Origin of the sequence: Pseudomonas sp. MF6751 (assembly GCF_016613265.1) — a bacterium.
Taxonomy (GTDB): Bacteria; Pseudomonadota; Gammaproteobacteria; order Pseudomonadales; family Pseudomonadaceae; genus Aquipseudomonas; species Aquipseudomonas fluorescens_BV.
Genome location: NZ_JAENSV010000014.1, coordinates 112,731 through 134,239 on the forward strand (window position 1 = coordinate 112,731; position 21,509 = coordinate 134,239).

The 21,509-nt window shown below is 62.6% G+C and carries 18 protein-coding genes; 10 read left to right on the plus strand and 8 right to left on the minus strand.

All coding sequences use genetic code 11. The annotated features are described in order from the left end of the window. The first annotated feature begins 214 nt into the window (after nt 1-214). Entirely contained in the window at nt 215-1,366 is a 1,152-nt protein-coding gene (gene macA / locus JJD66_RS14145) for a macrolide transporter subunit MacA (RefSeq protein WP_105227117.1), read from the plus strand. 3 nt (nt 1,367-1,369) lie between these two features. Next, a complete protein-coding gene (locus JJD66_RS14150) occupies nt 1,370-3,328 on the plus strand; it encodes a MacB family efflux pump subunit (protein ID WP_034127385.1) in 1,959 nt (652 codons plus the stop codon). A gap of 569 nt (nt 3,329-3,897) precedes the next feature. Here JJD66_RS14150 and JJD66_RS14155 read toward each other — a convergent pair. Further along, nucleotides 3,898-4,569, minus strand: a complete 672-nt coding sequence (locus JJD66_RS14155) for a helix-turn-helix transcriptional regulator (RefSeq protein WP_177430936.1) — start codon at nt 4,567-4,569, stop codon at nt 3,898-3,900. A gap of 231 nt (nt 4,570-4,800) precedes the next feature. Next, nucleotides 4,801-6,045 (minus strand): methionine gamma-lyase, encoded by a 1,245-nt coding sequence (locus JJD66_RS14160; RefSeq protein ID WP_200648417.1) that lies wholly within the window; start codon nt 6,043-6,045, stop codon nt 4,801-4,803. 123 nt (nt 6,046-6,168) lie between these two features. On the opposite strand from JJD66_RS14160, the gene JJD66_RS14165 reads away from it, so the two are divergent. Next, complete coding sequence (locus tag JJD66_RS14165) at nt 6,169-6,639, plus strand: Lrp/AsnC family transcriptional regulator (RefSeq protein ID WP_014718112.1); 471 nt, start codon at nt 6,169-6,171, stop codon at nt 6,637-6,639. A 109-nt stretch (nt 6,640-6,748) separates the two neighbouring features. Here JJD66_RS14165 and JJD66_RS28070 read toward each other — a convergent pair whose 3' ends face one another. Beyond that, nucleotides 6,749-7,174 (minus strand): hypothetical protein, encoded by a 426-nt coding sequence (locus JJD66_RS28070; protein ID WP_234452234.1) that lies wholly within the window; start codon nt 7,172-7,174, stop codon nt 6,749-6,751. A gap of 145 nt (nt 7,175-7,319) precedes the next feature. After that, nucleotides 7,320-8,042: a pirin family protein gene (locus JJD66_RS14175; protein ID WP_198715401.1), complete on the minus strand. Its 723-nt coding sequence runs from the start codon at nt 8,040-8,042 to the stop codon at nt 7,320-7,322. 181 nt (nt 8,043-8,223) lie between these two features. Here JJD66_RS14175 and JJD66_RS14180 point away from each other — a divergent pair, with 181 nt between their 5' ends. Then, the gene (locus JJD66_RS14180; RefSeq protein WP_200648431.1) at nt 8,224-9,174 is read left to right on the plus strand and encodes a GlxA family transcriptional regulator; all 951 of its coding nucleotides are present in this window, start codon (nt 8,224-8,226) and stop codon (nt 9,172-9,174) included. 150 nt (nt 9,175-9,324) lie between these two features. Further along, nucleotides 9,325-10,779 (plus strand): winged helix-turn-helix domain-containing protein, encoded by a 1,455-nt coding sequence (locus tag JJD66_RS14185; protein WP_200648419.1) that lies wholly within the window; start codon nt 9,325-9,327, stop codon nt 10,777-10,779. Here JJD66_RS14185 and JJD66_RS14190 read toward each other — a convergent pair. Next, on the minus strand, nt 10,726-13,488 hold the full coding sequence (locus tag JJD66_RS14190) for an ATP-binding protein (RefSeq protein ID WP_105227111.1): 2,763 nt from the start codon (nt 13,486-13,488) through the stop codon (nt 10,726-10,728). The genes JJD66_RS14185 and JJD66_RS14190 overlap by 54 nt on opposite strands. A 58-nt stretch (nt 13,489-13,546) precedes the next feature. Then, nucleotides 13,547-13,945 carry a helix-turn-helix domain-containing protein gene (locus JJD66_RS14195; RefSeq protein WP_003191911.1) on the minus strand — a complete coding sequence of 133 codons (399 nt, stop codon included), beginning with the start codon at nt 13,943-13,945 and terminating at the stop codon, nt 13,547-13,549. Between the two features lie 205 nt (nt 13,946-14,150). On the opposite strand from JJD66_RS14195, the gene JJD66_RS14200 reads away from it, so the two are divergent. The 5 genes from JJD66_RS14200 (at nt 14,151) to JJD66_RS14220 (ending at nt 19,385) form a co-directional block, all read left to right on the plus strand. After that, nucleotides 14,151-15,059, plus strand: coding sequence for a LysR family transcriptional regulator (locus tag JJD66_RS14200; protein ID WP_003191909.1), 909 nt, complete (start codon nt 14,151-14,153; stop codon nt 15,057-15,059). Between the two features lie 102 nt (nt 15,060-15,161). After that, nucleotides 15,162-15,752 (plus strand): antibiotic biosynthesis monooxygenase, encoded by a 591-nt coding sequence (locus JJD66_RS14205; RefSeq protein WP_072448821.1) that lies wholly within the window; start codon nt 15,162-15,164, stop codon nt 15,750-15,752. Further along, nucleotides 15,749-17,587, plus strand: a complete 1,839-nt coding sequence (locus JJD66_RS14210) for an amidohydrolase (RefSeq protein ID WP_057974876.1) — start codon at nt 15,749-15,751, stop codon at nt 17,585-17,587. Before JJD66_RS14205 ends, JJD66_RS14210 begins: the two co-directional genes overlap by 4 nt. Nucleotides 17,588-17,616: 29 nt before the next feature. Next, complete coding sequence (gene ycaC, locus JJD66_RS14215; RefSeq protein WP_105227108.1) at nt 17,617-18,234, plus strand: isochorismate family cysteine hydrolase YcaC; 618 nt, start codon at nt 17,617-17,619, stop codon at nt 18,232-18,234. A gap of 269 nt (nt 18,235-18,503) precedes the next feature. Beyond that, nucleotides 18,504-19,385 (plus strand): LysR family transcriptional regulator, encoded by an 882-nt coding sequence (locus JJD66_RS14220; RefSeq protein ID WP_200648420.1) that lies wholly within the window; start codon nt 18,504-18,506, stop codon nt 19,383-19,385. Here the strand turns inward: JJD66_RS14220 and JJD66_RS14225 are convergent. Further along, nucleotides 19,372-20,409, minus strand: coding sequence for an AraC family transcriptional regulator (locus JJD66_RS14225; protein WP_200648421.1), 1,038 nt, complete (start codon nt 20,407-20,409; stop codon nt 19,372-19,374). The two genes, JJD66_RS14220 and JJD66_RS14225, sit on opposite strands and share 14 nt — an antisense overlap. 1 nt (nt 20,410) lies before the next feature. Continuing rightward, nucleotides 20,411-21,325, minus strand: a complete 915-nt coding sequence (locus JJD66_RS14230) for a GGDEF domain-containing protein (protein ID WP_200648422.1) — start codon at nt 21,323-21,325, stop codon at nt 20,411-20,413. Nucleotides 21,326-21,509: the final 184 nt, after the last annotated feature.

Consider the following 21,509-nt stretch of genomic DNA (forward strand, 5'->3'; position numbering starts at 1 on the left):
TGTCAGAGCGGAACCCTAGGTGGCCGTTACCGCAGGAATGGATATGTACGCATTCCAACCCAACTAAATGGTCGACCAGAAGGCCGCCATCGCAGGCAAGCCAGCTCCCACATTTGGACCGAGGGATGTCAGGTAGACAGGGGTCGGCTGTCAGGTCTTTACCCAGGCCAGCGTCAGCGCGCAACCATATTTGTACTCAATCAAGAAGCCAACCATGCAAACGTCTAAACTCCGCAAAATCGGCATTCTGGCTTCAGTGGCCGTCGCAATCGGCCTGGCCATCTACACCGTAAACGCCCCCGCCGACGCCCCCCAATACCTCACCGCGACCGCCGAACGCGGCGATATCGAAAACGCGGTATTGGCCACCGGCCTGCTCGAAGGCGTCAAACAAGTCGACGTCGGTGCCCAGGTCTCTGGCCAGCTCAAGTCGCTGAAAGTCAAAGTTGGCGACAAGGTAAAGAAGGGCCAATGGCTGGCCGAAATCGACCCCTTGATCCTGCAGAACACCCTGCGCAAAGCCCAGGTCGATGAAGAAAACCTCCAGGCCCAACGCCGGGCGACAGCCGCGCAGCTCAAGCAGGCCAGGTCTGTATATGAGCGCTACAAAGGCTTGCAGGCCGATGAGTCGGTGTCACGCCAGGATTTCGAAGACGCCGAATCGACCTACCAGGTGCAGCAGGCCAACCTGCTGTCCCTGGACGCGCAGATCAAAAGCGCGCACATCCAGATCGACACCGCCAAGGTCAACCTGGCCTATACCCGCATCAACGCTCCCATCGACGGCGACGTGGTGGGCATCGTCACCCAGGAAGGCCAGACCGTGATTGCCAGCCAGTTGGCGCCCGTGCTGCTCAAGCTGGCAGACCTGGACACCATGACCGTCAAGGCCCAAGTGTCGGAAGCGGATGTGATTCATATCAGCCCCGGCCAGCAGGTGTACTTCACCATCCTCGGCGAGGCGGACAAGCGCTATTACGCCAAGCTGCGCGGCACCGAGCCGGCGCCGCAGAATTTCCTGGAAACCCAGACCGCCGGTACGCCGAAGCAAAACACCGCGGTGTTTTACAACGCTTTGTTCGACGTGCCCAACCCAGAGCACCGCCTGCGCATCGCCATGACCGCCCAGGTGCGCATCGTGCTCGACACCGCCCAGGCCGCGCTGATGGTGCCCGTGGCGGCGCTGGGCGTGCGCAATGCCGATGGCCGCTACGAAGTGCGGGTGCTGGATGCCAAGGGCAAGGCGGTCGCCCGCACGGTGAAGACCGGTATCAATAACAACGTCAAGGTGCAGATCCTTGACGGCCTGGCCGAGGGCGACACCGTGGTGATCGGCGATGCTACACCTGCCGTGGCGGGGAGTTGAGTCATGACCCAGCCTCTGTTGGAACTCAAGGGCATCACCCGCAGCTTCATGGCCGGCGAGCGTGAATTCATCGCGCTCAAGGGCATCGACCTGACCATCCATGCCGGGGAAATGCTGGCGATTATCGGCGCCTCCGGTTCGGGTAAATCGACCCTGATGAACATCCTCGGTGGCCTGGATTACGCTACCGCCGGCAGCTACAAGATCAATGGCATCGAAACCCGCTCCCTGGGCGATGAGCAACTGGCAGAGCTGCGGCGCGATTACTTCGGGTTTATCTTCCAGCGTTACCATTTGCTCGCGCACCTGAGCGCTTTGCACAACGTGGAGATGCCGGCGATCTACGCCGGCACCCCGCAAAGCCAGCGCCATAGCCGCGCCGGGGAATTGCTGGCACGCCTGGGCCTGTCGGGCCACACCAGCCATCGGCCCAGCCAACTGTCTGGCGGGCAACAGCAGCGGGTGAGTATTGCGCGGGCCTTGATGAATGGCGGTGAAGTGATCCTGGCCGACGAACCCACCGGCGCCCTCGACACCCACAGCGGCAAGGAGGTGATGCGCATCCTCGCCGAACTGCACGCGGCGGGGCACACGGTGATTATCGTCACCCACGACCCCAAGGTCGCGGCGAACGCCCAGCGCATTGTCGAGGTGTGTGATGGCGAGATCATCAGCGACAAGGCCAACGACAGCGTTGGCCTGGAATTGCCCGTCGAGGCGCCGGTCGAGCCCCGACGCAGCGGGGCGCGGCGCCTGGTGGCGAGCCTGGGGCTGTTCAAGGAAGCGTTCAACATGGCGTGGGTGGCGCTGATCTCCCACCGCATGCGCACCTTGCTGACCATGCTCGGGATTGTCATCGGCATCACCTCGGTGGTGTCGATTTCGGCCATCGGCGAAGGCGCCAAGCGCTATGTGCTCAAGGACATCCAGGCGATCGGCAGCAACACCATCGATATCTTTTCCGGCACCAGCTTTGGCGACAGTCGAGCCTCGGCGATCCAGACGCTGATGCCCTCGGATGTGGACGCGCTGAACCAGCTGTATTACGTCGACAGCGCCACGCCGGTGGTGGGCCGCAACCTGATGCTGCGCTTTGGCAACATCGACGTGGATGCACAGGTCAATGGTGTCAGTGACCGCTACTTCAAGGTCAAGGGCCTCAAGCTTGAAGCCGGCATTGCCTTCAGCGAAAGCGATGCGCGGCGCCAGGCCCAGGTGGTGGTGATCGACCACAATACTCGCCAGCGCCTGTTCGGGCCCAACATCGACCCGCTGGGCCAGGTGATCCTGATAGGCAACCTGCCGTGCACGGTGATCGGGGTGACGGCGGACAATAAAAACATGTTCGCCGCCAGCAAGGCCCTGAACGTGTGGGTGCCATACGAAACCGCGGCGGGCCGTCTGCTGGGCCAGCGTCATCTGGACAGCATCACCGTGCGCATCAAGGACGGCCAGCCGAGCAAGGTGGTGGAAGACAACGTCAATAAGCTCATGCTGCAACGCCACGGCACCAAGGATTTCTTCACCAACAACCTCGACAGCATCATGCAGACGGTGCAGAAAACCAGCCGCTCCCTCGCGCTGTTGCTGTCGTTGATTGCGGTGATTTCTTTGCTGGTGGGCGGTATTGGTGTGATGAATATCATGCTGGTGTCGGTCACCGAGCGCACCCGTGAAATCGGGATTCGCATGGCGGTGGGGGCGCGGCAATCGGATATTCGCCAGCAGTTTCTGGTGGAGGCGGTGATGGTGTGCCTGATCGGCGGGATCATCGGGATCTCGTTGTCCTACGCCATCGGCTACCTGTTTTCGCTGTTTGTGAAGGAGTGGGAGATGGTGTTTTCGGTGGGCTCGATCATTACCGCGTTTGCCTGTTCGACGTTGATCGGCATTGTGTTTGGTTTTGTACCGGCGCGGAATGCGGCGCGGTTGGACCCGATAGAGGCACTGGCCCGGGACTGATCCGGACTACCCAACGGCGCTCAAACCTGTGGGAGCTGGCTTGCCTGCGATAGCGGCGTGACAGCCTCCCCAGAGTTGCTGACCCACCGCTATCGCAGCATAGGTATCTACACAACTTCGGCACGACGCTAAATCTGTGGCGAGGGAGCTTGCTCCCGTGACGGCCTGGCAGCCGAAACAGATATAACTGATGCCCCGCGATCCAATGTGGGAGCTGGCTTGCCTGCGAAGACGGCCTGACAGTCAACACAGTTGGACCGTGTACATATCCATTCCTGCGGTAACGGCCACTTAGGGTTCCGCCCTGACGGCGGCTCACTTTCGAAAAGCCGGAATGCCGGCCCAGACAAAAGTAAGCAAAGCGCTCTTGCCCCACCACTCGGCACCTCGCTTAGGCTCGGTGTGCCCGTAATCCGCCAGCGTGGTTTAACGGGGCGCCTAAGATCAAAAGCAGATCAAGATCAAGAGCGGCTCGCGTCGCATCGTGGTTACCGTTGAGCTAACAGAGTTATGTAGATACCTATGGCTATCGCAGGCAAGCCAGCTCCCACATGGGATTTAGGCTTGGGTTATAGGGCCGTGTCAGACTCGGTCGAGTACATCCACCGCAACAACGAGTGCCGCCCGCTGATCCCCAACTTAATCGCCGCACGCTTGAGGTAGCTCTCGATGGTGTTGACCTTCAACGCCAGTTGCTCGGCCAACTCCGGCGCGGTGCGCCCGGCCAGCAGGCCTACGCACACTTCCAGTTCACGGTTGGACAAGGTCAGCCCCGATTGCAGCAGGCGCTCCTGGATGCGTCGGCGCAAGGTGTCGATGCCCTGGGGTTGAGGCACTGCGCACGGGCTGTCCGGGAGCGATGGCTGCAGCGCGGTGATGTGTTTTTCCACCATGGGCAGCAACAGTGTGGAGAAGTCCTGGAGCATGCTGCGTTCTTGCGCGGAAAAGCTGTCGGACGGGTGCGAGCGATATACCGACAGTACATAGCGCACATCGTCCTTGCGGCGCGTGAGGTGCAGTTGTGCGGCCAGTTGCTCGCTGCCCAGGGCCGCCACCGAATCGGTGTACACCGGGCTGATCTTGCGGCGGCCAAGGCCTTCGCGGCTGACTTGCAATTGGGTGATATGGGTGGCGTCCACTGCCAATTGGGTGAGGATAAGGTCATGCAGCATGCGTGGGAAATGGCGGCTGCCGGTGCTGGCGATGACCTTGCCTATCTGTGGGAACAGGTGTGAGTTCATCAATTCGTCCATGAGTTTCGTGCAGGTATTGGGCCTTATAGCGACGGGGGTTAAGAAGGTAACTAATGTGAATAACCTGCAGTGATAGTGCGTCCCGCCGCTGACATGCTAGTACAGGCTGGCTAAAGGAGGGGGATCCAATCTGCGAAAAAAGAACATTAAACAGGCAGAGCGGCAGTCGGATCCTTCCGACCGCCGCCCAGGCACCGCATGACCCATGGGGGTTGGACGCTATTTCATCGCATACGCCGCTGTCGCAATGGGCCGCAGGTTGGCAGCGCTGCACTTGGCCAGGGCCTGTTGGATATCGGCCAGCAGGTCGGCAACGTCTTCAAGCCCCACCGACAAACGCACCAGGCCCTCGCTGATACCGTGCTGCGCCCGTTGTTCGGGCGTGTAGGTGGAGTGGGTCATGCTCGCCGGGTGTTGGGCCAGTGATTCGGCATCCCCCAGGCTGACTGCGCGGGTGAACAGTTGCAGTGCGTTCATGAAGCGCTGACCGGTTTCGATGCCGCCCTTGAGTTCAAAGGCGATCATGCCGCCGGGCAGTTTCATTTGCCGGCATGCCAGTTCGTATTGTGGGAAAGAGCGCAGACCGGGGTAGGTTACCCACTGCACCGCAGGGTGCGCCTGCAGCGCCTCGGCCACCGCTTGGGCGTTGCTGCAATGGCGGTCCATGCGCAGGCCCAGGGTCTTGAGGCCGCGCATCAGCAATGCGGCGTCCTGGGGCGACATCACCGCGCCGGTCAGGTCCTTGAGCCCTTGCAGGCGAATGCGCTGCGCCAGGGCCTGGTTGCTCACCGCGATGCCTGCGGTGATGTCGCCGTGGCCACTGAGGTATTTGGTGGCCGAGTGCACCACCACATCGGCACCCAGTTCCAGGGGGCGTTGCAGGTAGGGAGTGCAATAGGTGTTATCGACCACCACGGTGACATTTGGCTGCTGATGGGCCAGTTCGGCCACGGCGGCGATGTCGATCAGGCGCAGGTTGGGGTTGGCCGGGGTCTCGCAGTAGAGCATGCGGGTGGCCGGGGAGAACGCTGCTTGCAGGGCGGTGAGGTCGGTCAGGTCGACATGCCGCACCTTGATGCCGAATTCGCTCAGGCCGTGGTGCAGCAGGGCGAACGTACAACCATAGAGCGTCTGGCTGACGATGATCTCGTCGCCCGGGCGCAACAGGGTCCAGAACGTCGCGGCAATCGCGCCCATGCCGGAGCTGAACGCCACGGCGGCCTCGCCGTTTTCCAGGCTGGCCATGCGTGACTCCAGCAGGGCCAGGGTCGGGTTGGAAATGCGCGTATAGAAGTGGCCGCTGGCTTCGCCGGCAAAGCAGGCGGCGCCGTATTCGACGGTGGGAAAGGCGAAGGTCGCAGACAGATAGATCGGCGGGACGAGTGCGCCGTGGTGGTCCTGGGGGTCATAGCCGTGGTGTATGGCACGGGTGGAAAAGCCGAATGTGGTGTGTTTATTGTGCATGTCGGGCGCTCCTTATTTCCTACAATGCTATGCTCATAACCACGGATGAACCTTGCAAAAAAGCCCGGAAAAACCTGCGTTTGTGGATCAAACACCGATAAAAATAATGATTAGAGGCACGTTATGCCCATCAAGCTGGACCGCACCGATAAAGCCCTTTTGAACGCGTTGCAGGGCAATGCCCGCCTGACCGTGGCCGAGTTGGCCGAGCGGGTGGCGCTCACCACTTCACCGTGCTGGCGTCGGGTGCGCACCCTGGAAGAAAGTGGGGTGATCAGTGGCTACCAGGCGATTCTCTCGCCCAAGGCACTGGGCTACGGGGTGACCGCGTTTGTCAGCATCATGATGGAAAGCCACACCCAGGAAATTGCCCGGGCGTTCGAGCAACGTCTGTTGGCCATCCCAGAAATTGTGGCGTGCCATAACGTCTCTGGGCGCTATGATTTTTTGCTGGAAGTAGTGGCCAAGGACCTGGAATCGTTCGGTGAGTTTGCCCGAGAGGTCTTGCAGACCTTGCCTTGCGTCAAGGAGATCTATTCGAGTTTTTCCTACAAGTCGGTACGGCCGCTGCGGGTAATCCCGTTGCCGGGTTGAGGAACGGCTTAGCGCTTCAGTCGACATCGTGTGGATACCCAGGCAAATCGAAGACGAAAAAAAACCGGCTGATCAGGCCGGTTTGGGGTGTCCCGCCAACAGTGCGGGGTTATACGTGGGTGCTCAGCAGACGCTCGGCACCACCTTCAGCCAGACCACGTTCCTGCAGACGCTCGGCACCACCTTCAGCCAGACCACGTTCCTGCAGACGATCAGCACCGCCTTCAGCCAGGCCACGTTCCTGCAGACGCTCGGCACCACCTTCAGCCAGGCCACGTTCCTGCAGGCGATCGGCACCACCTTCAGCCAGGCCACGTTCCTGCAGACGATCGGCACCACCTTCAGCCAGGCCACGTTCCTGCAAGCGATCAGCACCGCCTTCAGCCAAACCACGTTCTTGCAGACGATCCGCGCCACCTTCGGCAACACGGGTTTCTATCAGGCGATCCGCGCCGCCTTCAGCGACAACCGGGTGGGCAAAAGCGTTTGCAGCGAGTACCGAGAAAGCGAGGCTAAGCAAGAGTTGGCGTTTCATGATGATGTGCTCCGAGTGTTTTAGTTGGGTGCCGTTTGGCATGGGTTTGATGTTACGCGTTGCATTTTTTTAGAGAACTTCATTGCGCTGATGGTGACTATCGATGCCAACGATGGTCCTGCTGGCAGGACCATCACTGCGGCCGTCATGGCATTTGCGGCAGTTCGTTGGGGCGCAGGTCAAACACCAGTACTTCAGCGTCTTCGCCGTGGCTCAGGCGGATCTGGCGTTCGTCACGTACCCGTACACCGTCGCCTTCCTGCAAGCGCTGGCCGTTGAGTTCAACGCTGCCGCGTGCCACATGGATGTAGGCGTAGCGATCCGGTGCCAGCTCCAGGCGGGCACTTTCGTCAGCGTCGAACAGCCCGGCATACACCCGTGCGTCCTGGCGCACTTTCAGCGAACCGTTGGCGCCCTCCGGCGAGATGATCAACTGCAAGCGCCCACGTTTTTGCGCTTCTGTGAAGTGCTCCTGCTGATAGCGCGGTTTGGCGCCGGCTTCGTTGGGCACGATCCAGATTTGCAGGAAGTGCACGCCAAGCCGCTGGCTGTGGTTGAACTCACTGTGGGCTACGCCGCTGCCCGCGCTCATCAGTTGCACATCGCCGGGGCGGATCACCGAGCCGGTGCCCAGGGTGTCCTTGTGTTCCAGCGCGCCTTCGAGCACGTAGGAGAAGATCTCCATGTCGCGGTGCGGGTGCTGGCCGAAGCCTTTTCCTGCGGCGACGCGGTCGTCGTTGATCACCAGCAGGTCGGAAAAACCCTGTTCCTTGGGGTTCCAGTAGTTGGCGAAAGAAAAGGTGTGGAACGACTTCAACCAACCGTGATTGGCGGCGCCGCGTTCGGAAGCTTTGCGAAGGGTCAGCATGGTCCAGTCCTCAAGTGAGCGCGGGCTGCGAGATGCAGAGCGCTTGCGTTGAGAAGAAGGTTAATGGTTAACGAATGATTGATTAAGAAGATGAAAATAGAATAACTGTCTCTTTCAAGTTGACAGTTAAGGTCGTGCCATAATGCCCGTCGCACTCCTTCTCGATGGACATTTCCCGCTTATGAAAACCGTGGCCATGGCGCTGTTCCCGGACTTCCTGCTGCTCGACATGGCCGGGCCGCTGGAAGTGTTTTCGATTGCCAACCGCTACCTGCCAGCGGCCGACCACTACCAGATCCTGACCATCGGCACTGAGCCCGGCCCGTTGCAGGCCTCCAATGGTGTGAGCGTGCAGACCGACCTGCTGTTGAACCAGGCCCAGGCGGCTTATGACCTGCTGTTGGTGCCGGGCGGCCCCGGCGCCTATAACGAATGCCACCCCGCGTTGTTGCCCTGGCTCAAAGCCGCGGCGTCACGGGCTCGGCGTTTTGGCTCGATCTGCACCGGCGCTTTTGTGCTCGGCCACGCAGGTTTGCTCGACGGGCACCGCGTGACCACCCATTGGCACTACACCGAGCGGTTGATCAAGGCGTTTCCCAACGCCATCGTCGAGACCGATCGCATCTATTTGCAGGACGGGCGCCTGATCACCTCTGGCGGCGTCACTGCGGGTATCGACCTGGCCCTGTCGGTCGTTGCCCAGGACCACGGCAAGCAGGTGGCGGTGGACGTGGCCAAGGTGCTGCTGGTGGTGATGAAACGCCAGGGCGGCCAGGCCCAGTTCAGCCCGATGACCGCGGCCGTGGCGCCTCAGGAAACTCCGATCACCCGCGTGCAGAACCACGTCCTGGCGCATCTGGATCAACCCTTTACCATCGAGTCCATGGCTGAGTTGGCCGGAATGAGCGCACGCCACTTCGCGCGGCTGTTCGCCAAGGAGGTGCAGATGACGCCCATGGCGTTCCTGCAGGGCGCGCGCATCGACCGGGCCCGGCACCTGCTGGAAACCACCGACCTGCCGCTCAAGACCGTGGCCTTCCACGCAGGCTTTGGCAGCGTGCGGCATATGCGCTTTCTGTTCAGCGAAAAGCTCGGGCTGAACCCGACCCAATACCGACAACAGTTCAGTTAGCGACACCATGTCCGTCTCAGGCACCCGATTGTCCGTATCGCTCCCCGTGCCAGCATTGTCCTGTCATCGCCAACTGGCAAGATAGCGTCGAGCCCATGGAAAAAGGATGCGCAGGCACTCAAGCACGGGTGTTTCAGCGCTGTGACGGACATGCAAAATGCTACGGCGGTGAGCTTTGGCCCCTACATCTTTCATCGGCAGCAGCGCCTGGTCAGCAAGGCGGGCTGGCCGGTGCCACTGGGTGGGCGAGCCTTGGATATTCTCGCGGTACTGCTCGAAGCGCCCGGGCACTTCGTCAGCAAGGCGACCTTGATCGAACGGGTGTGGCCCAACAGCGTCGTTGAAGACAGCAACCTGCGCGTGCACATCGCCGCGCTGCGTCGTGCCCTGGACGGCCAACGCTGGATCCTCAATCACCCCCAGCGCGGTTACTGCTTCGCTGCGCCTGCGCAGGACGCGCTGCCGACGCTGCTGCCTCAGCACAACCTGGCTGCACGGCTCAGCCCGGTGTGGGGGCGTGATGAACTGGTGGGCGTGCTGGCGCGACGGTTGCCTGTGCAGCGCTTATTGACCCTCACCGGCGTGGCCGGCATTGGCAAGAGCACGCTGGCCCTGGCCCTGACCGAGCGGGTATTGCCGCGTTATCGCGACGGCGTATGGTGGGTCGACATGGCCGTTGTGCAAACCCCGAGCGAACTGCTCGGTAGCCTGGCCAGGGTGTTGCAGTTGCATTCGACGCCCGCGAGCCTCAACGAACTGGGCCGGCGCCTGGCCTCGCGCCACGTGTTGCTGGTACTCGACGGCGCTGACCTGCTGCTGGGCGCGTGTCGACAACTGATGCGTGCGCTACGCGAGACGGCGCCGGGCATCAGCGTGCTGATCACCAGCCGCGAAGCCTTGCTGGCCCCTGGCGAGTGGGCAGTGCGCGTGCCTCGGCTGGAAGTGCCGTCGCCAAAGGCGTTGGCCAATGTCGAGCAGGCGATGGCCTGTCCTGCGGTGCAACTGTTCGTGGCGCGCGCGCGTGCCAATCAGCAGGGGTTTGATTTGCGGCCTCAGGACCTGGCGCCGCTGGGCGACCTGTGTCGGCGTCTGGACGGCCTGCCGTTGGCCCTGGAATTGGCGGCCGCCCAGGTGGATGCGTTGGGCATCGGCGGTGTGCAGATGCAAGTACGCACAGGCTTGCAAGTGCTGGCCCGCGGGCGCCGCACGGCAGTGGAGCGCCATCGCTCACTGACCGCGGCCCTGGATTGGAGCTACGAGCGCTTGAGCCTGCCGGAGTGCTGGCTGTTTCTGCAATTGAGTCTGTTCAAGATGGCAGTCACCTTACCCACCCTGAGTGACCTGGTGACCGGTACCGAGCTCGAACATGCCGATCTTTCTTACCTGCTGGCACGCCTGGTCAACGTCTCGCTGCTGAGCGTCGAGCCCGGCCTGGGCCCGGCGCGCTATCGGTTGCTCAACTGTGTGCGCAGCTACGCCCTGGGGCAACTGCGCGACCCGCGCCAGGTCGCGCGTTTGCAGCAAGGCTACGCGCCTTGCCTGGGCGCGTTCTCAGGCCGGCCGTTTGTCCTGCAACTCGTCGAGCAGGCAGCGCACGTGCAGTAGATCCTGAGTGGCGAAGCCCTCGCTGAAACGTGCATGGATTGAACCGAGCAAGTCCCTGGCGAGCTGAATGCGCCCCTGCTGTTGCCACAGTTGCGCCAGGGCTGCGCCGCAGCGCAGCTCCCAGGCCAGGGCGCCTTGCTGGTGCGCCAGGCCCAGCGCCTCCAGCAGCAGGGTTTCAGTGGTGTGCTCATCCTCTAGCTGCAAGGCGTACACCCGCAGAATCTCCGGGGCGCACCAGCCCGCCGCGCCACTGCGCGCGCGTTCCAGGGTTGGCACATCCACGGCATGGGTGCCGAAGGTGATCAAGGTGTCTTGGATCAGGCCCAGGCCCTGCCAATCCGGATGGCCAAGAATACCGGCGTAATGCCCGGCCCAGGTCTGGAACAACTGCACCGAATGCTTGTGCGACTGCTCCAGCAGCAGCCTTTGCAGGGCTTGGGCGTCGTCTTCGGCGCCGTTGTAGCGGGCGATCACCACCCCAGCCAGGGCCAGGGTGTAGCAGATCGAGGTGCCGTGGTTGATCTGTAGCGCCAACTCCAGCGCCTGACTGGCGGTGCGCCAGGCGCGCTCGGGAAAGCCCTGCAACCACAGGATTCGCGCCAGCACGGTCAAGGAGGCGACGCCCTGGTCGTACTGCACGCCAACGCCGAGGGCAAAGCGGTTCACGTGACCGCTTTGGGACATGCGCTGCAGCACCTGCTCGGCGTGGTGCCGGGCGAGCGTCTGGTTGCCGGTGTAATGCTGGCCCAGCGCACGCAACCGCTGCGCGCTAAGGTCCAGCAACGGCTCGGTGCGTGGGTCGAGGCGTTCGAACTGTACACTCAGCGCCTGCGCTGGGCCGTAGCGCCCGGCGCACAGGTTCACCGCCATCAGCCCGGAGACCGCCCGCAACTGGCCGCCAAGGTCCTGGGTTGTCTCGGCCAGGCGTGCGGCACCCTCGAATGCCGCAATGGTCCGAGGTGCGGCGCCCATGGCGTGGTAGGAGAGGCTGCCCAGGGCCAATTGCAGTTGCAGGGTCAATTGCGTGCAGGGCGCGGTGACCTGGCCGATCAGCGCCAGCGCCTGGTCCACATAGCCGCCGTGCTCACGCAGCAACGACAACTCTTGCCACAGTGGCATCGCGCTGACCGTCAGGCGGATAGCCAGTAACTGCGCACCGCCATCGGCAAAGCCCCAGTCGAGGGCGGCGCGCACGTCTTCGCGCAGCGGTGCGTAACGGTCGATCCACGGCTGTGTGGCGATCAGGTCCCAGTCGCCCTGGGCCTGTTCCATCAGCGCCAGGCAGCGTGCAGCGTGGCGCTCTCGCGTGGCATGCAGTTCGCAGGCCTGGCTGAGCTTTTCCAGGGCGTAGGTGCGGGTGATGTCCAGCAGGCGATAGACCATCTCGTCATCGCTTGCTTCCACGTTCAACAACGACTTGGCCACCAGTTGCGTAATGGAGCCCAGCACTTCGGCGGGAGCCACTTGCTCCCCGGCGATCACCGCCGCTGCGCTGACCAGGCTGAAGCCGCCACGGAAGACCGCCAGGCGGCGCAGGCAGATTTGTTCGCAGTCGGTGAGCAGGTCAAAGCTCCAGTCGAGCGTGGCGCGCAGGGTCTGCTGGCGGGGCAGGGCGCTGCGTCGGCCGCGGGTCAGCAGGCGAAAGTTGTCTTCCATCTGCACCAGCAGGCCCGGCAAGCCAAACCGTTCAATTTGCGCGGCCACCAGTTCGATCGCCAGGGGAATGCCGTCCAGGCGCTGGCAGATATCAATCGCCAGGGGCAGTTCAGCGTCGCTGAGGGCAAAGCTCTCCTGGTGGGACATGGCGCGCTCGATCAGCAATTGCATGGCCGGGTAACCCAGGGCCTGGGCGCGGTTGCCGGTGGCGGGCGGGCAGGCCAGCGGTTCAAGGCGCTGCACATATTCACCTTCGGCGCGCAGGGCTTCGCGGCTGGTGGTGAGGATGTGCAGGTGCGGTGCATGGCGCAGCAGGGTTTCACTGATCAGGGCGATGTCGTCGAGCAGGTGCTCGCAGTTGTCGATCACCAGCAGCATCTGGCGTGCCTGCAGGCTGCGGGCGAGGCTGGCCAGGGAGGCATTCTCGCCCGGTGTCAGGCCGAGCAGGGCGGCCAGGTTGGGTAGGATCATGGACGCGGCACTGAGCGGCGCCAGGTCCAGCAGGTGAATACCGTCGCGGTAATGCCCGATCAGCAATTCCGCGACGCGCAGGGCGACGGTGGTCTTGCCGATGCCACCGGCGCCGGTCAGGGTGATAAAGCGTTGCTGCGGCAGTTGTTGTACCAGGGCGTCGATCAGCGCTTGGCGGCCGATCATGCGCGTGCGGCGCAGGGGCAGGTTATGGCTGGGGCGTTGGGGCGCACCGTCGGTGGGCAGCGTCATGGGTTCGATGCTCAGTGGCGCAACAAAACTGTAGCCGCGCTGGGCGACCGTGACGATATAGCGCTGCCCGGCCTGGCCGTCGCCCAGCGCCTTGCGCAACGCAGCCATGTGCACCCGCAGGTTGCCGTCTTCCACCACGCTTTTGGGCCAGACCCGTGCGATCAACTCCTGTTTGCTCACCACATTGCCGGCGTGCTCCAGCAGGATCAGCAGAATGTCCACCGCCCGCCGCCCCAGGCGTAGCGGGCGGCCGGCCTCCAGCACCAGGCGCTGGCGCGGGTGGATGCGGTAGGGGCCGAAATGCACGGCCTGGTCGCTCAAGTCATTCATGGCTGCCCAGGTTCTGGAGGAAGGGAGCGGCCAGCATATTCCAGGTACGTGCAGACCACTAGGCAGCGATCACATCAGGTTTGCTGCGCGAGTGGTGATTTCGCCAGGTCATCGGGTTGACGCCTTCGCTGCGGGTGAACATATGGCAGAAGTGCGCCTGGTCGCAAAAGCCACATTCCAGGCTGATCTGGGTGAGGCTCAGGGACGAGCCGGTAATCAGTTCCTTGGCGCGCTGGATGCGTTGCTGGCGAATCCATTCCTGGGGCGACAGCCCGGTGGTGCACTTGAAGGCGCGGGAAAAATGGCTGCGCGACAAGGCGCAGGCCTGGGCCAGGTCGGCGATCGCCAGGCTTTCGCCGAGGTTGGCGAGGATCAGTTGCTTGGCGATGCGCTCACGCCGGGGGCACAGGCCACCGGTGGCGGGCAACCGGGGGGCATATTGCTCGAGTCGGGCCATGACAAATATCCGCAGTCGATGGGAACGTTCCCGGTGGATGGGTGCAGTGTAGACGCGCTTTATCTTGTTGCCGGAGTGCCTGGCTGACGAGTTAATCGTTGTTAATTTCGCCAGGTGCGGTGCCGGAAAAGACAGCACAGCTATGCAATCCCAGGCGTGCAGTGCATGCTTCCCTGGCCTCCTGGAAAACGTTTGGATAGCGCCCATGAACCGCAACGATCTGCGCCGCGTCGATATGAACCTGCTGGTGATTTTCGAAGCCTTGATGTTCGAGAAAAACCTCACCCGAGTCGCCGAAAAACTGTTTATCGGCCAACCGGCAGTGAGCGCTGCATTGGGCCGCTTGCGCGATTTGTTCGACGACCCGTTGCTGCTGCGCAACGGCCGTGCCATGGAACCCACGGCGCGTGCACTGGCGATACTTAAGGAGCTGCAACCGGCCATGGACACCATCTCGGGCGCCGTCAGCCGTGCCAAGGATTTCGATCCCTCCACCAGCTGCGCGGTGTTTCGCATCGGCCTGTCGGATGATGCGGAATTCGGGCTGTTTCCGTCGTTACTCAGCCGCCTGCGCGAAGAAGCGCCGGGCATCATCGTAGTGGTGCGCCGCGCCAATTACCTGTTGATGCCTTCGCTGCTGGCCAGCGGTGAAATTTCCGTGGGGGTCAGCTACACCACCGACCTGCCGGCCAATGCCAAGCGCAAGAAGCTGCGCGATATCCCCTGCAAGGTCCTGCGCGGCGATGACGGCGAGGCGCCGCTGACCCTGGATGATTACTGCGCCAGGCCCCATGCAATGGTGTCGTTCTCCGGTGACCTGAGCGGCAATATCGACCTGGACCTGGCCCGCATCGGCCGCTCGCGCCGCGTGGTACTGGCGGTACCGCAGTTCAGCGGGTTACGGGCGTTGCTGGCGGGGACGCAGATTATCGCCACCGTGCCCGATTACGCCGCGTGCGCGTTGACCGAGGGCACACGCCTGCGCGCCGAGGACCCACCGTTTGCGATTGATGCAGCGGAGTTGTCGATGGTGTGGAGCGGGGTGCATGACAACGACCCAGCGGAGCGGTGGCTGAGGGGCAGGATTGCGGAGCATATGGCGCGGGCCACATAGTTTTGCCTGCAACAAGCCAAACAGCACATACATCCAATTCTCCCCAGCCGCCAAGCCGCCAGACTCTCCCCATCGCTCAATACCCCGGGGAAGCACTCAGCCATGGATTCAACCACCAACACCAGCCCCGACGAAGTCGTCACCCTGGTCGTCAAGCACCGGGTCAAACCCGGTTTTGAAGTCGAGTACGAAGCCTGGTTGCGCCGCATCGTGCGCATCGCGGGCGAACGCCCTGGGCACCTTGGTGTTGACGTGGTGCGCAGCCAGCAAAACGGCATGGCGTTGTTCACTTGTGTGCTGCGCTATAGCTCCACCAGCGCCCTTGAGCTGTGGCTCGGCTCCCCGCAACGCCAGGCCCTGATCGACGAAGCCGCGCCGATGCTGGCGGACGGCGACCAGACGGAAATCGGCGCCGCCAATGAATTCTGGTTCACGCCCCAGGCCGAGGGTGGTGCCAAGCCGCCGCGCTGGAAGCAGGCGGTGGTCAGCCTGTTTGTGATCCTGCCGCAAACCCTGCTGCTGCCGTTTATCTGGGGGCCGATCCTGCGGTTGCACCCGTTTTTGTCCAATTACGTGGTCTCCACCTTCCTGGTCACCCTGACCATCGTGTTGCTGGTGGTGTACCTGCTGATGCCGGCGGCCACCCGCCTGTTCGCTCCCTGGCTTGAAGCCTCTGTAAAGGAAACCCTATGAACGCCGATCTGATTCTGTTCAATGGCCAGTTCCACACCGTGGACCGGGAAAACCCACGCGCCACCGCCGTAGCCATCCACCAAGGGCGCTTTGTCGCCGTGGGTACCGACGGCGAAGCCATGGCCCTGCGCGGCAGCGGCACCCAGGTCATCGACCTCAAGGGCCGCACCGTAATTCCCGGCCTCAACGACTCGCACTTGCACCTGATTCGTGGCGGGTTGAACTACAACCTTGAACTGCGCTGGGAAGGCGTGCCGTCCCTGGCCGACGCCTTGCGCATGCTCAAGGACCAGGCGGACCGCACGCCCACGCCGCAATGGGTACGCGTGGTGGGCGGCTGGAACGAATTCCAGTTCGCTGAAAAGCGCATGCCCACCCTGGAAGAACTCAACCAGGCCGCCCCGGACACCCCGGTGTTCGTGCTGCACTTGTACGACCGCGCCTTGCTCAACCGCGCAGCCCTGCGGGTGGCGGGCTACACCAAGGACACGCCGAACCCGCCGGGCGGTGAGATCGTGCGCGACAGCAACGGCAACCCTACCGGCATGCTGGTGGCGCGGCCTAACGCGATGATCCTGTATGCGACCTTGGCCAAGGGCCCGAAACTGCCTTTGGAATACCAGGTCAACTCCACCCGCCAGTTCATGCGGGAACTCAATCGCCTGGGCCTGACCAGCGCGATCGATGCCGGCGGCGGCTTCCAGAACTACCCCGATGACTACGCGGTGATCGAGCAACTGGCCAAGGATCAACAGTTGACGGTGCGCATCGCCTACAACCTGTTCACCCAGAAGCCCAAGGAAGAGCTCAGCGACTTCAAGAACTGGACCGGCAGCGTCACCCTGCATCAGGGCGATGACTACCTGCGCCATAACGGGGCCGGCGAGATGCTGGTGTTCTCGGCGGCGGATTTCGAAGACTTCCTCGAACCCCGCCCGGACCTGCCGCTGACCATGGAACAGGAACTGGAACCGGTGGTGCGCCACCTGGTGGAACAGCGCTGGCCGTTCCGTCTGCATGCCACTTACGACGAGTCCATCTCGCGCATGCTCGACGTGTTCGAGAAGGTCAACCGCGACATTCCGTTCAATGGCTTGCCGTGGTTCTTCGACCACGCCGAAACCATCACCCCGAAAAACATCGAACGCGTGCGTGCCCTCGGTGGCGGTATTGCGATCCAGGATCGCATGGCGTTCCAGGGCGAATACTTCGTCGAGCGCTACGGCGCCAAGGCCGCCGAAGCCACACCGCCGATCAAGCGCATGCTGGCCGAAGGCGTGCCGGTAGGGGCGGGCACCGATGCCACCCGCGTGTCGAGCTATAATCCTTGGACCTCGCTGTACTGGATGGTCAGCGGCCGTACCGTCGGAGGCCTGGAGCTGCACGCCGAGGGCTTGCCGCGCCTTACCGCGTTGGAGTTGTTCACCCACGGCAGCGCCTGGTTCTCCTCCGAGCAGGGTAAGAAAGGCCAGATCAAGGTCGGCCAACTGGCGGATGTCGCCGCGTTGTCGGCGGACTTTTTCAGTGTCGAGGAAGAAGCCATCAAATGGATCGAGTCGGTGCTGACGGTGGTCGGCGGCAAGGTCGTGTACGGCGCTGGCGACTTCGAAGATTTCGCCCCGCCACGGGTACCGGTGCTTCCCGACTGGTCGCCAGTGGTCAAGGTGCCGGGGCACTGGCGCCCGACGTCGCCGATGCAGGCCCAGGTTCACCAGTGCAGCGGCCCTTGTGGCGTGCATGCCCACAGCCATGAAAAAGCGCGCCTTTCCAGCGTGCCGGTCAGCGACTTCCAGGGGTTCTGGGGTGCGTTCGGCTGCTCCTGCTTTGCCTTTTGAAGAACACCCTATCCCCAAAGGAGTTACCCATGACTTACAAGCGCTTGAACAAAGACGATGCTGTTGTGCTGTTGGTTGATCACCAGACCGGCCTGATCTCCCTGGTGCAGGATTTCTCCCCCAACGAGTTCAAGAACAACGTGCTGGCCCTGGCCGACGTGGCGAAGTTCTTCAACCTGCCCACCATCCTGACCACCAGCTTTGAAAGCGGCCCCAACGGCCCGCTGGTGCCTGAGCTCAAAGAACTGTTCCCCGACGCGCCGTACATCCCGCGCCCTGGCCAGATCAACGCGTGGGACAACGAAGATTTCGTCAAGGCCGTCAAGGCGACCGGCCGCAAGCAGATCATCATTGCCGGTGTGGTGACCGACGTGTGCGTGGCATTCCCGACCCTGTGCGCCCTTGCTGAAGGCTTCGAGGTTTTCGTGGTCACCGACGCTTCCGGCACTTTCAACGAAACCGTGCAACAAGCCGCCTGGGCGCGTATGACCGCCGCCGGTGCGCAACTGGTCAACTGGTTCTCGGTGGCCTGCGAGCTGCAAGTGGACTGGCGCAACGACATGGAAGGCCTGGCCAACCTGCTTTCCCCGCGCATTCCCAACTACCGCAACCTGATGAACAGCTACTCGGCGTTCGCTGCCAAGTAACCTGCTCTGTAAAACACCGCAAAACCCTGTGGGAGCTGGCAATCTGGCTCCCACACGGGTTATGTATTGCCCGCAACATCAGCGCCTGGCACAGATCCCCTGTGGGAGCGGGCTTGCCCGCGATAGCGGTATGCCAGCCACCGATTTTTCAACTGAACCACCGCCATCGCAGGCAAGCCAGCTCCCACATTTGATTGTGTTCACATTTTGGTTTGTGGTGTGACCACTGACAGGCTATAAAACAGCCTATCGTCCCCTGAGAAGCGACAATGAACCCCTTCGAAGACATGCGCCTGTTCTGCCAGGTCATGGAATCCGGCAGTTTCACTGCCGCCGCCGAGCAATTGGGCTTGTCCAAGCAATTCGTCAGCCGCCGCCTGATCCAACTGGAAGACCGCCTGGGCGTACGCCTGCTCAACCGCTCCACACGGCGCCTGGACGTCACGCCGCTGGGCCAGAGTTACTACGAGTCGGCCTTGCGCCTGCTCGGTGAGGTGGAGCAAGTGGAGCAGGGCATCGCCGGCCAGAACAGCGAACCCCGCGGCACCATTCGCCTCAGTGCCCCCTTGTCGTTCGCCATGGCGCACCTGGGTTGCCTGTTGCCGTTGTTCTTGCGCCAGCATCCGCAGGTCTGCGTTGAAGTCGACCTGAGCGACCGCCCGGTGGACTTGATCGGCGAAGGCTACGACCTGGTGCTGCGCATCGGCACCCTGGAAGACTCCACCCTGATCGCCCGGCGGATCGCCGCTATCGAGCGGGTGTATTGCGCCAGCCCCGACTACCTGGCGCTGCGGGGTACGCCATTGAAACCCGAGGATTTAGCCACGCACGACTGCCTGCCTTACGGCCACGGCCGTCAGGTGCAATGGCGTTTCAAAGGCAAGGTGCAAGCGTTGAGCGTCAGTGGGCGCATGCGCGTCAACAACGGTGACCTGCTGCGCGATACCGCGATAGCCGGTTTGGGCGTTACCTACCTACCGACGTTCATTGTCAGCGAGGCCTTGAAGGATGGGCGTCTGGTCAAGGTACTGGAGGGCTTCGCTCCTGAAGCCTTGACCCTGTCGGCGGTGTACCCGCAGCACCGCCAGAGTTCACGCCCGGTGCAAGCGCTGGTGGAGTTCCTGCGCGAACGCCTGGCTAGCGGCTGCTGAACAGTTGGCGGATCAGGTTGGGCGTGCTGCCCGTCCACCGCTTGAACGAGCGCCGAAAATTCGCCGCATCGTTGAAGCTCAGGTACGCCGCCACTTGCTCGTTACTCCACCCCTTGGCCTGGTACAGGTGCAACGCCACGTGCTTGCGCACCCGGTCGACCTGTTGCTGAAAACCGGTGTCGTGCCGTTGCAACTTGCGCTTTAGCGTGGCCGGGCTCATGGCGAAGGTGTGCGCGGCCTGTTCCAGGCTTGGTGGCTGGCGCACGTGTTCGCGAAGGTAGGCATAGAGGCAGTCCAGAAAACTTGTGGCAAAGCCCAGTTGCTCGATTTGTTCAAGGGCTTGCTGGCGCGCGACCTGGCCCGCCGTGGCCGAAGCGCCCGGCCAGATGTGGGTGAGGTATTCACGGGGGAGGCACATCATGTCCAGAGGACGTTCGAAGCGCGTGTGTTCGCCCAGATGCACCCAGTATTGCTCGACATACCGAGGTTCGGCATGGCTGAAGCTGCACACCCACGGCAAGCGCTGGCCGCTGAGCCATTGGCTCATGGCAACCAGTGAAGTCATGCTGGCTTCAAGCAGAAAGCGCCAGTGTTCGCCGGCGCCGCAGCTGTCCAACCAATACAGGTAGGCGTGGTGCTCATCCAGCTCCAGTTGCAGCGTGGCCAGCGGGCTGAGCAGCACTTGTTGCTGGATCAGGATATCCAGGGCCTGATGAAGGTTCTGTGCATGCCCCAGGGCATGACTGGCCGCGCCGTAGTAGCCGGGCAGCAGGCGTTGGCCAAACAGGAAACTGCTGTCATCGGCATCCAGCAGTCTGCGGCTGTTGCCGATCAAACCCAGGAACTGTTGCGGGCTCAACCGCGCATTGCCGGCCAGGATGTCTTCGTGGAACAGGCCGGTGCCGCGCAGCAGGCGATGGCTGTCGATGTCCCGGGACAAGCCCAGGTCGATCAACGTGGCGGGTTGATAGTGACCGGGGATGAAGCGGCTGTCGTTTTCATACCAGCTGGTTTTCACGGCCATTTCAGGCACTTTTCGCAAGGGGGTGCTTGGCCCGGGCCAGGCCCATATTCAGCCGCTTGAGCAGCTCGTGGGGTGACTCTTGCAAGGCCATCACCACCGCCGTGGTCGCCGTCAGTTGCAGGCGTTCGCCCTGTTGCCGGGTCTTGTGGGCGAGGCTCTGCACCGCGTGTTGCAACTCCAGCGCCAGGCCCTGGGCCTGGCGCTCGCCGGTGTTGGGCAGCAGCACCACAAAACGATCGCCCGCCAGGCGGCACAACAGGTCCTGGCGGCGCAGGTTGAGCAGCAGCACATGGCTGACCGCCTGTAGCACCGCATCGCCCTCGGCATGCCCGTAGACCTGGTTGATGGTGGCGAAGTTATCCAGGTCCAGGGCCAGCAACGACAGTGGTTGTTGCTGCGCTTGGCTGTCGCGCAGGCTGTCGGCGAGTTGGCGCTTGAGGTAGTCGGCGCCGGCCAGGGGCGTGAGTTTGTCGAATAGTCGGTGCTCGCGAAACAACCGCTCGCGTTTTTCCATCTGCGCGCTGATCGCCAGTTGTTCGTGGTGCCAGTGATAAATGCCAATCGTCAGCAGGATCATGCCCACCGGCATTGGTCCTGACTCCAGCCAGTGATCCCAGGACACGCTGTCAGGCAGGCGGATGAATTCGTCGAGGCTGTCGATCCACCAGGAAAAAAAGATGCACGACAGCCCCAGCGCCAGGTATTGGGTGACCCGTCCGGCCGGGCGGCTTTTCAACACCAGGCCCAACCAGATCAGCGCGAGCAGCGCCGAACCGCCTTCGCCGACGATATCCAGCCATACCCATTCGCTGACGCTCTTGAGCTCGCCGCAGGCCAGGTGCAGGAGCAGCCCGAGGTTGGCGGCGATCAGGAGCAACGCGAGTTTCCAGCGGTGGGGTTTGAGCACGGAAAACATGGCCACGGGTCCTTGGGCAAATGAGTAATGGGCGCCAGCACAGCAGATGGATGTGACGGTTGGATGACGGGCGGGGAGGGTCGAATCAGCTCATGGCCTCGCACATTTTTCAGCTGAACATGGAACCCATGTGGGAGCTGGCTTGCCTGCGATGGCGCCCTCACAGCCGACACTTCTCTACCTG

What these genes read in the sequence shown, in the direction of transcription:
- JJD66_RS14210 (WP_057974876.1), top strand. Translation starts at nt 15,749, where the DNA reads ATGAACGCCGATCTGATTCTGTTCAATGGCCAGTTCCACACCGTGGAC.
- JJD66_RS14175 (WP_198715401.1), bottom strand. Translation starts at nt 8,042, where the DNA reads ATGCTGACCCTTCGCAAAGCTTCCGAACGCGGCGCCGCCAATCACGGT.
- ycaC (WP_105227108.1), top strand. Translation starts at nt 17,617, where the DNA reads ATGACTTACAAGCGCTTGAACAAAGACGATGCTGTTGTGCTGTTGGTT.
- macA (WP_105227117.1), top strand. Translation starts at nt 215, where the DNA reads ATGCAAACGTCTAAACTCCGCAAAATCGGCATTCTGGCTTCAGTGGCC.
- JJD66_RS14155 (WP_177430936.1), bottom strand. Translation starts at nt 4,569, where the DNA reads ATGAACTCACACCTGTTCCCACAGATAGGCAAGGTCATCGCCAGCACC.
- JJD66_RS14165 (WP_014718112.1), top strand. Translation starts at nt 6,169, where the DNA reads ATGCCCATCAAGCTGGACCGCACCGATAAAGCCCTTTTGAACGCGTTG.
- JJD66_RS14190 (WP_105227111.1), bottom strand. Translation starts at nt 13,488, where the DNA reads ATGAATGACTTGAGCGACCAGGCCGTGCATTTCGGCCCCTACCGCATC.
- JJD66_RS14225 (WP_200648421.1), bottom strand. Translation starts at nt 20,409, where the DNA reads ATGGCCGTGAAAACCAGCTGGTATGAAAACGACAGCCGCTTCATCCCC.
- JJD66_RS14205 (WP_072448821.1), top strand. Translation starts at nt 15,162, where the DNA reads ATGGATTCAACCACCAACACCAGCCCCGACGAAGTCGTCACCCTGGTC.
- JJD66_RS14220 (WP_200648420.1), top strand. Translation starts at nt 18,504, where the DNA reads ATGAACCCCTTCGAAGACATGCGCCTGTTCTGCCAGGTCATGGAATCC.
- JJD66_RS14230 (WP_200648422.1), bottom strand. Translation starts at nt 21,325, where the DNA reads ATGTTTTCCGTGCTCAAACCCCACCGCTGGAAACTCGCGTTGCTCCTG.
- JJD66_RS14160 (WP_200648417.1), bottom strand. Translation starts at nt 6,045, where the DNA reads ATGCACAATAAACACACCACATTCGGCTTTTCCACCCGTGCCATACAC.
- JJD66_RS14195 (WP_003191911.1), bottom strand. Translation starts at nt 13,945, where the DNA reads ATGGCCCGACTCGAGCAATATGCCCCCCGGTTGCCCGCCACCGGTGGC.
- JJD66_RS28070 (WP_234452234.1), bottom strand. Translation starts at nt 7,174, where the DNA reads ATGAAACGCCAACTCTTGCTTAGCCTCGCTTTCTCGGTACTCGCTGCA.
- JJD66_RS14180 (WP_200648431.1), top strand. Translation starts at nt 8,224, where the DNA reads ATGAAAACCGTGGCCATGGCGCTGTTCCCGGACTTCCTGCTGCTCGAC.
- JJD66_RS14185 (WP_200648419.1), top strand. Translation starts at nt 9,325, where the DNA reads ATGCAAAATGCTACGGCGGTGAGCTTTGGCCCCTACATCTTTCATCGG.
- JJD66_RS14200 (WP_003191909.1), top strand. Translation starts at nt 14,151, where the DNA reads ATGAACCGCAACGATCTGCGCCGCGTCGATATGAACCTGCTGGTGATT.
- JJD66_RS14150 (WP_034127385.1), top strand. Translation starts at nt 1,370, where the DNA reads ATGACCCAGCCTCTGTTGGAACTCAAGGGCATCACCCGCAGCTTCATG.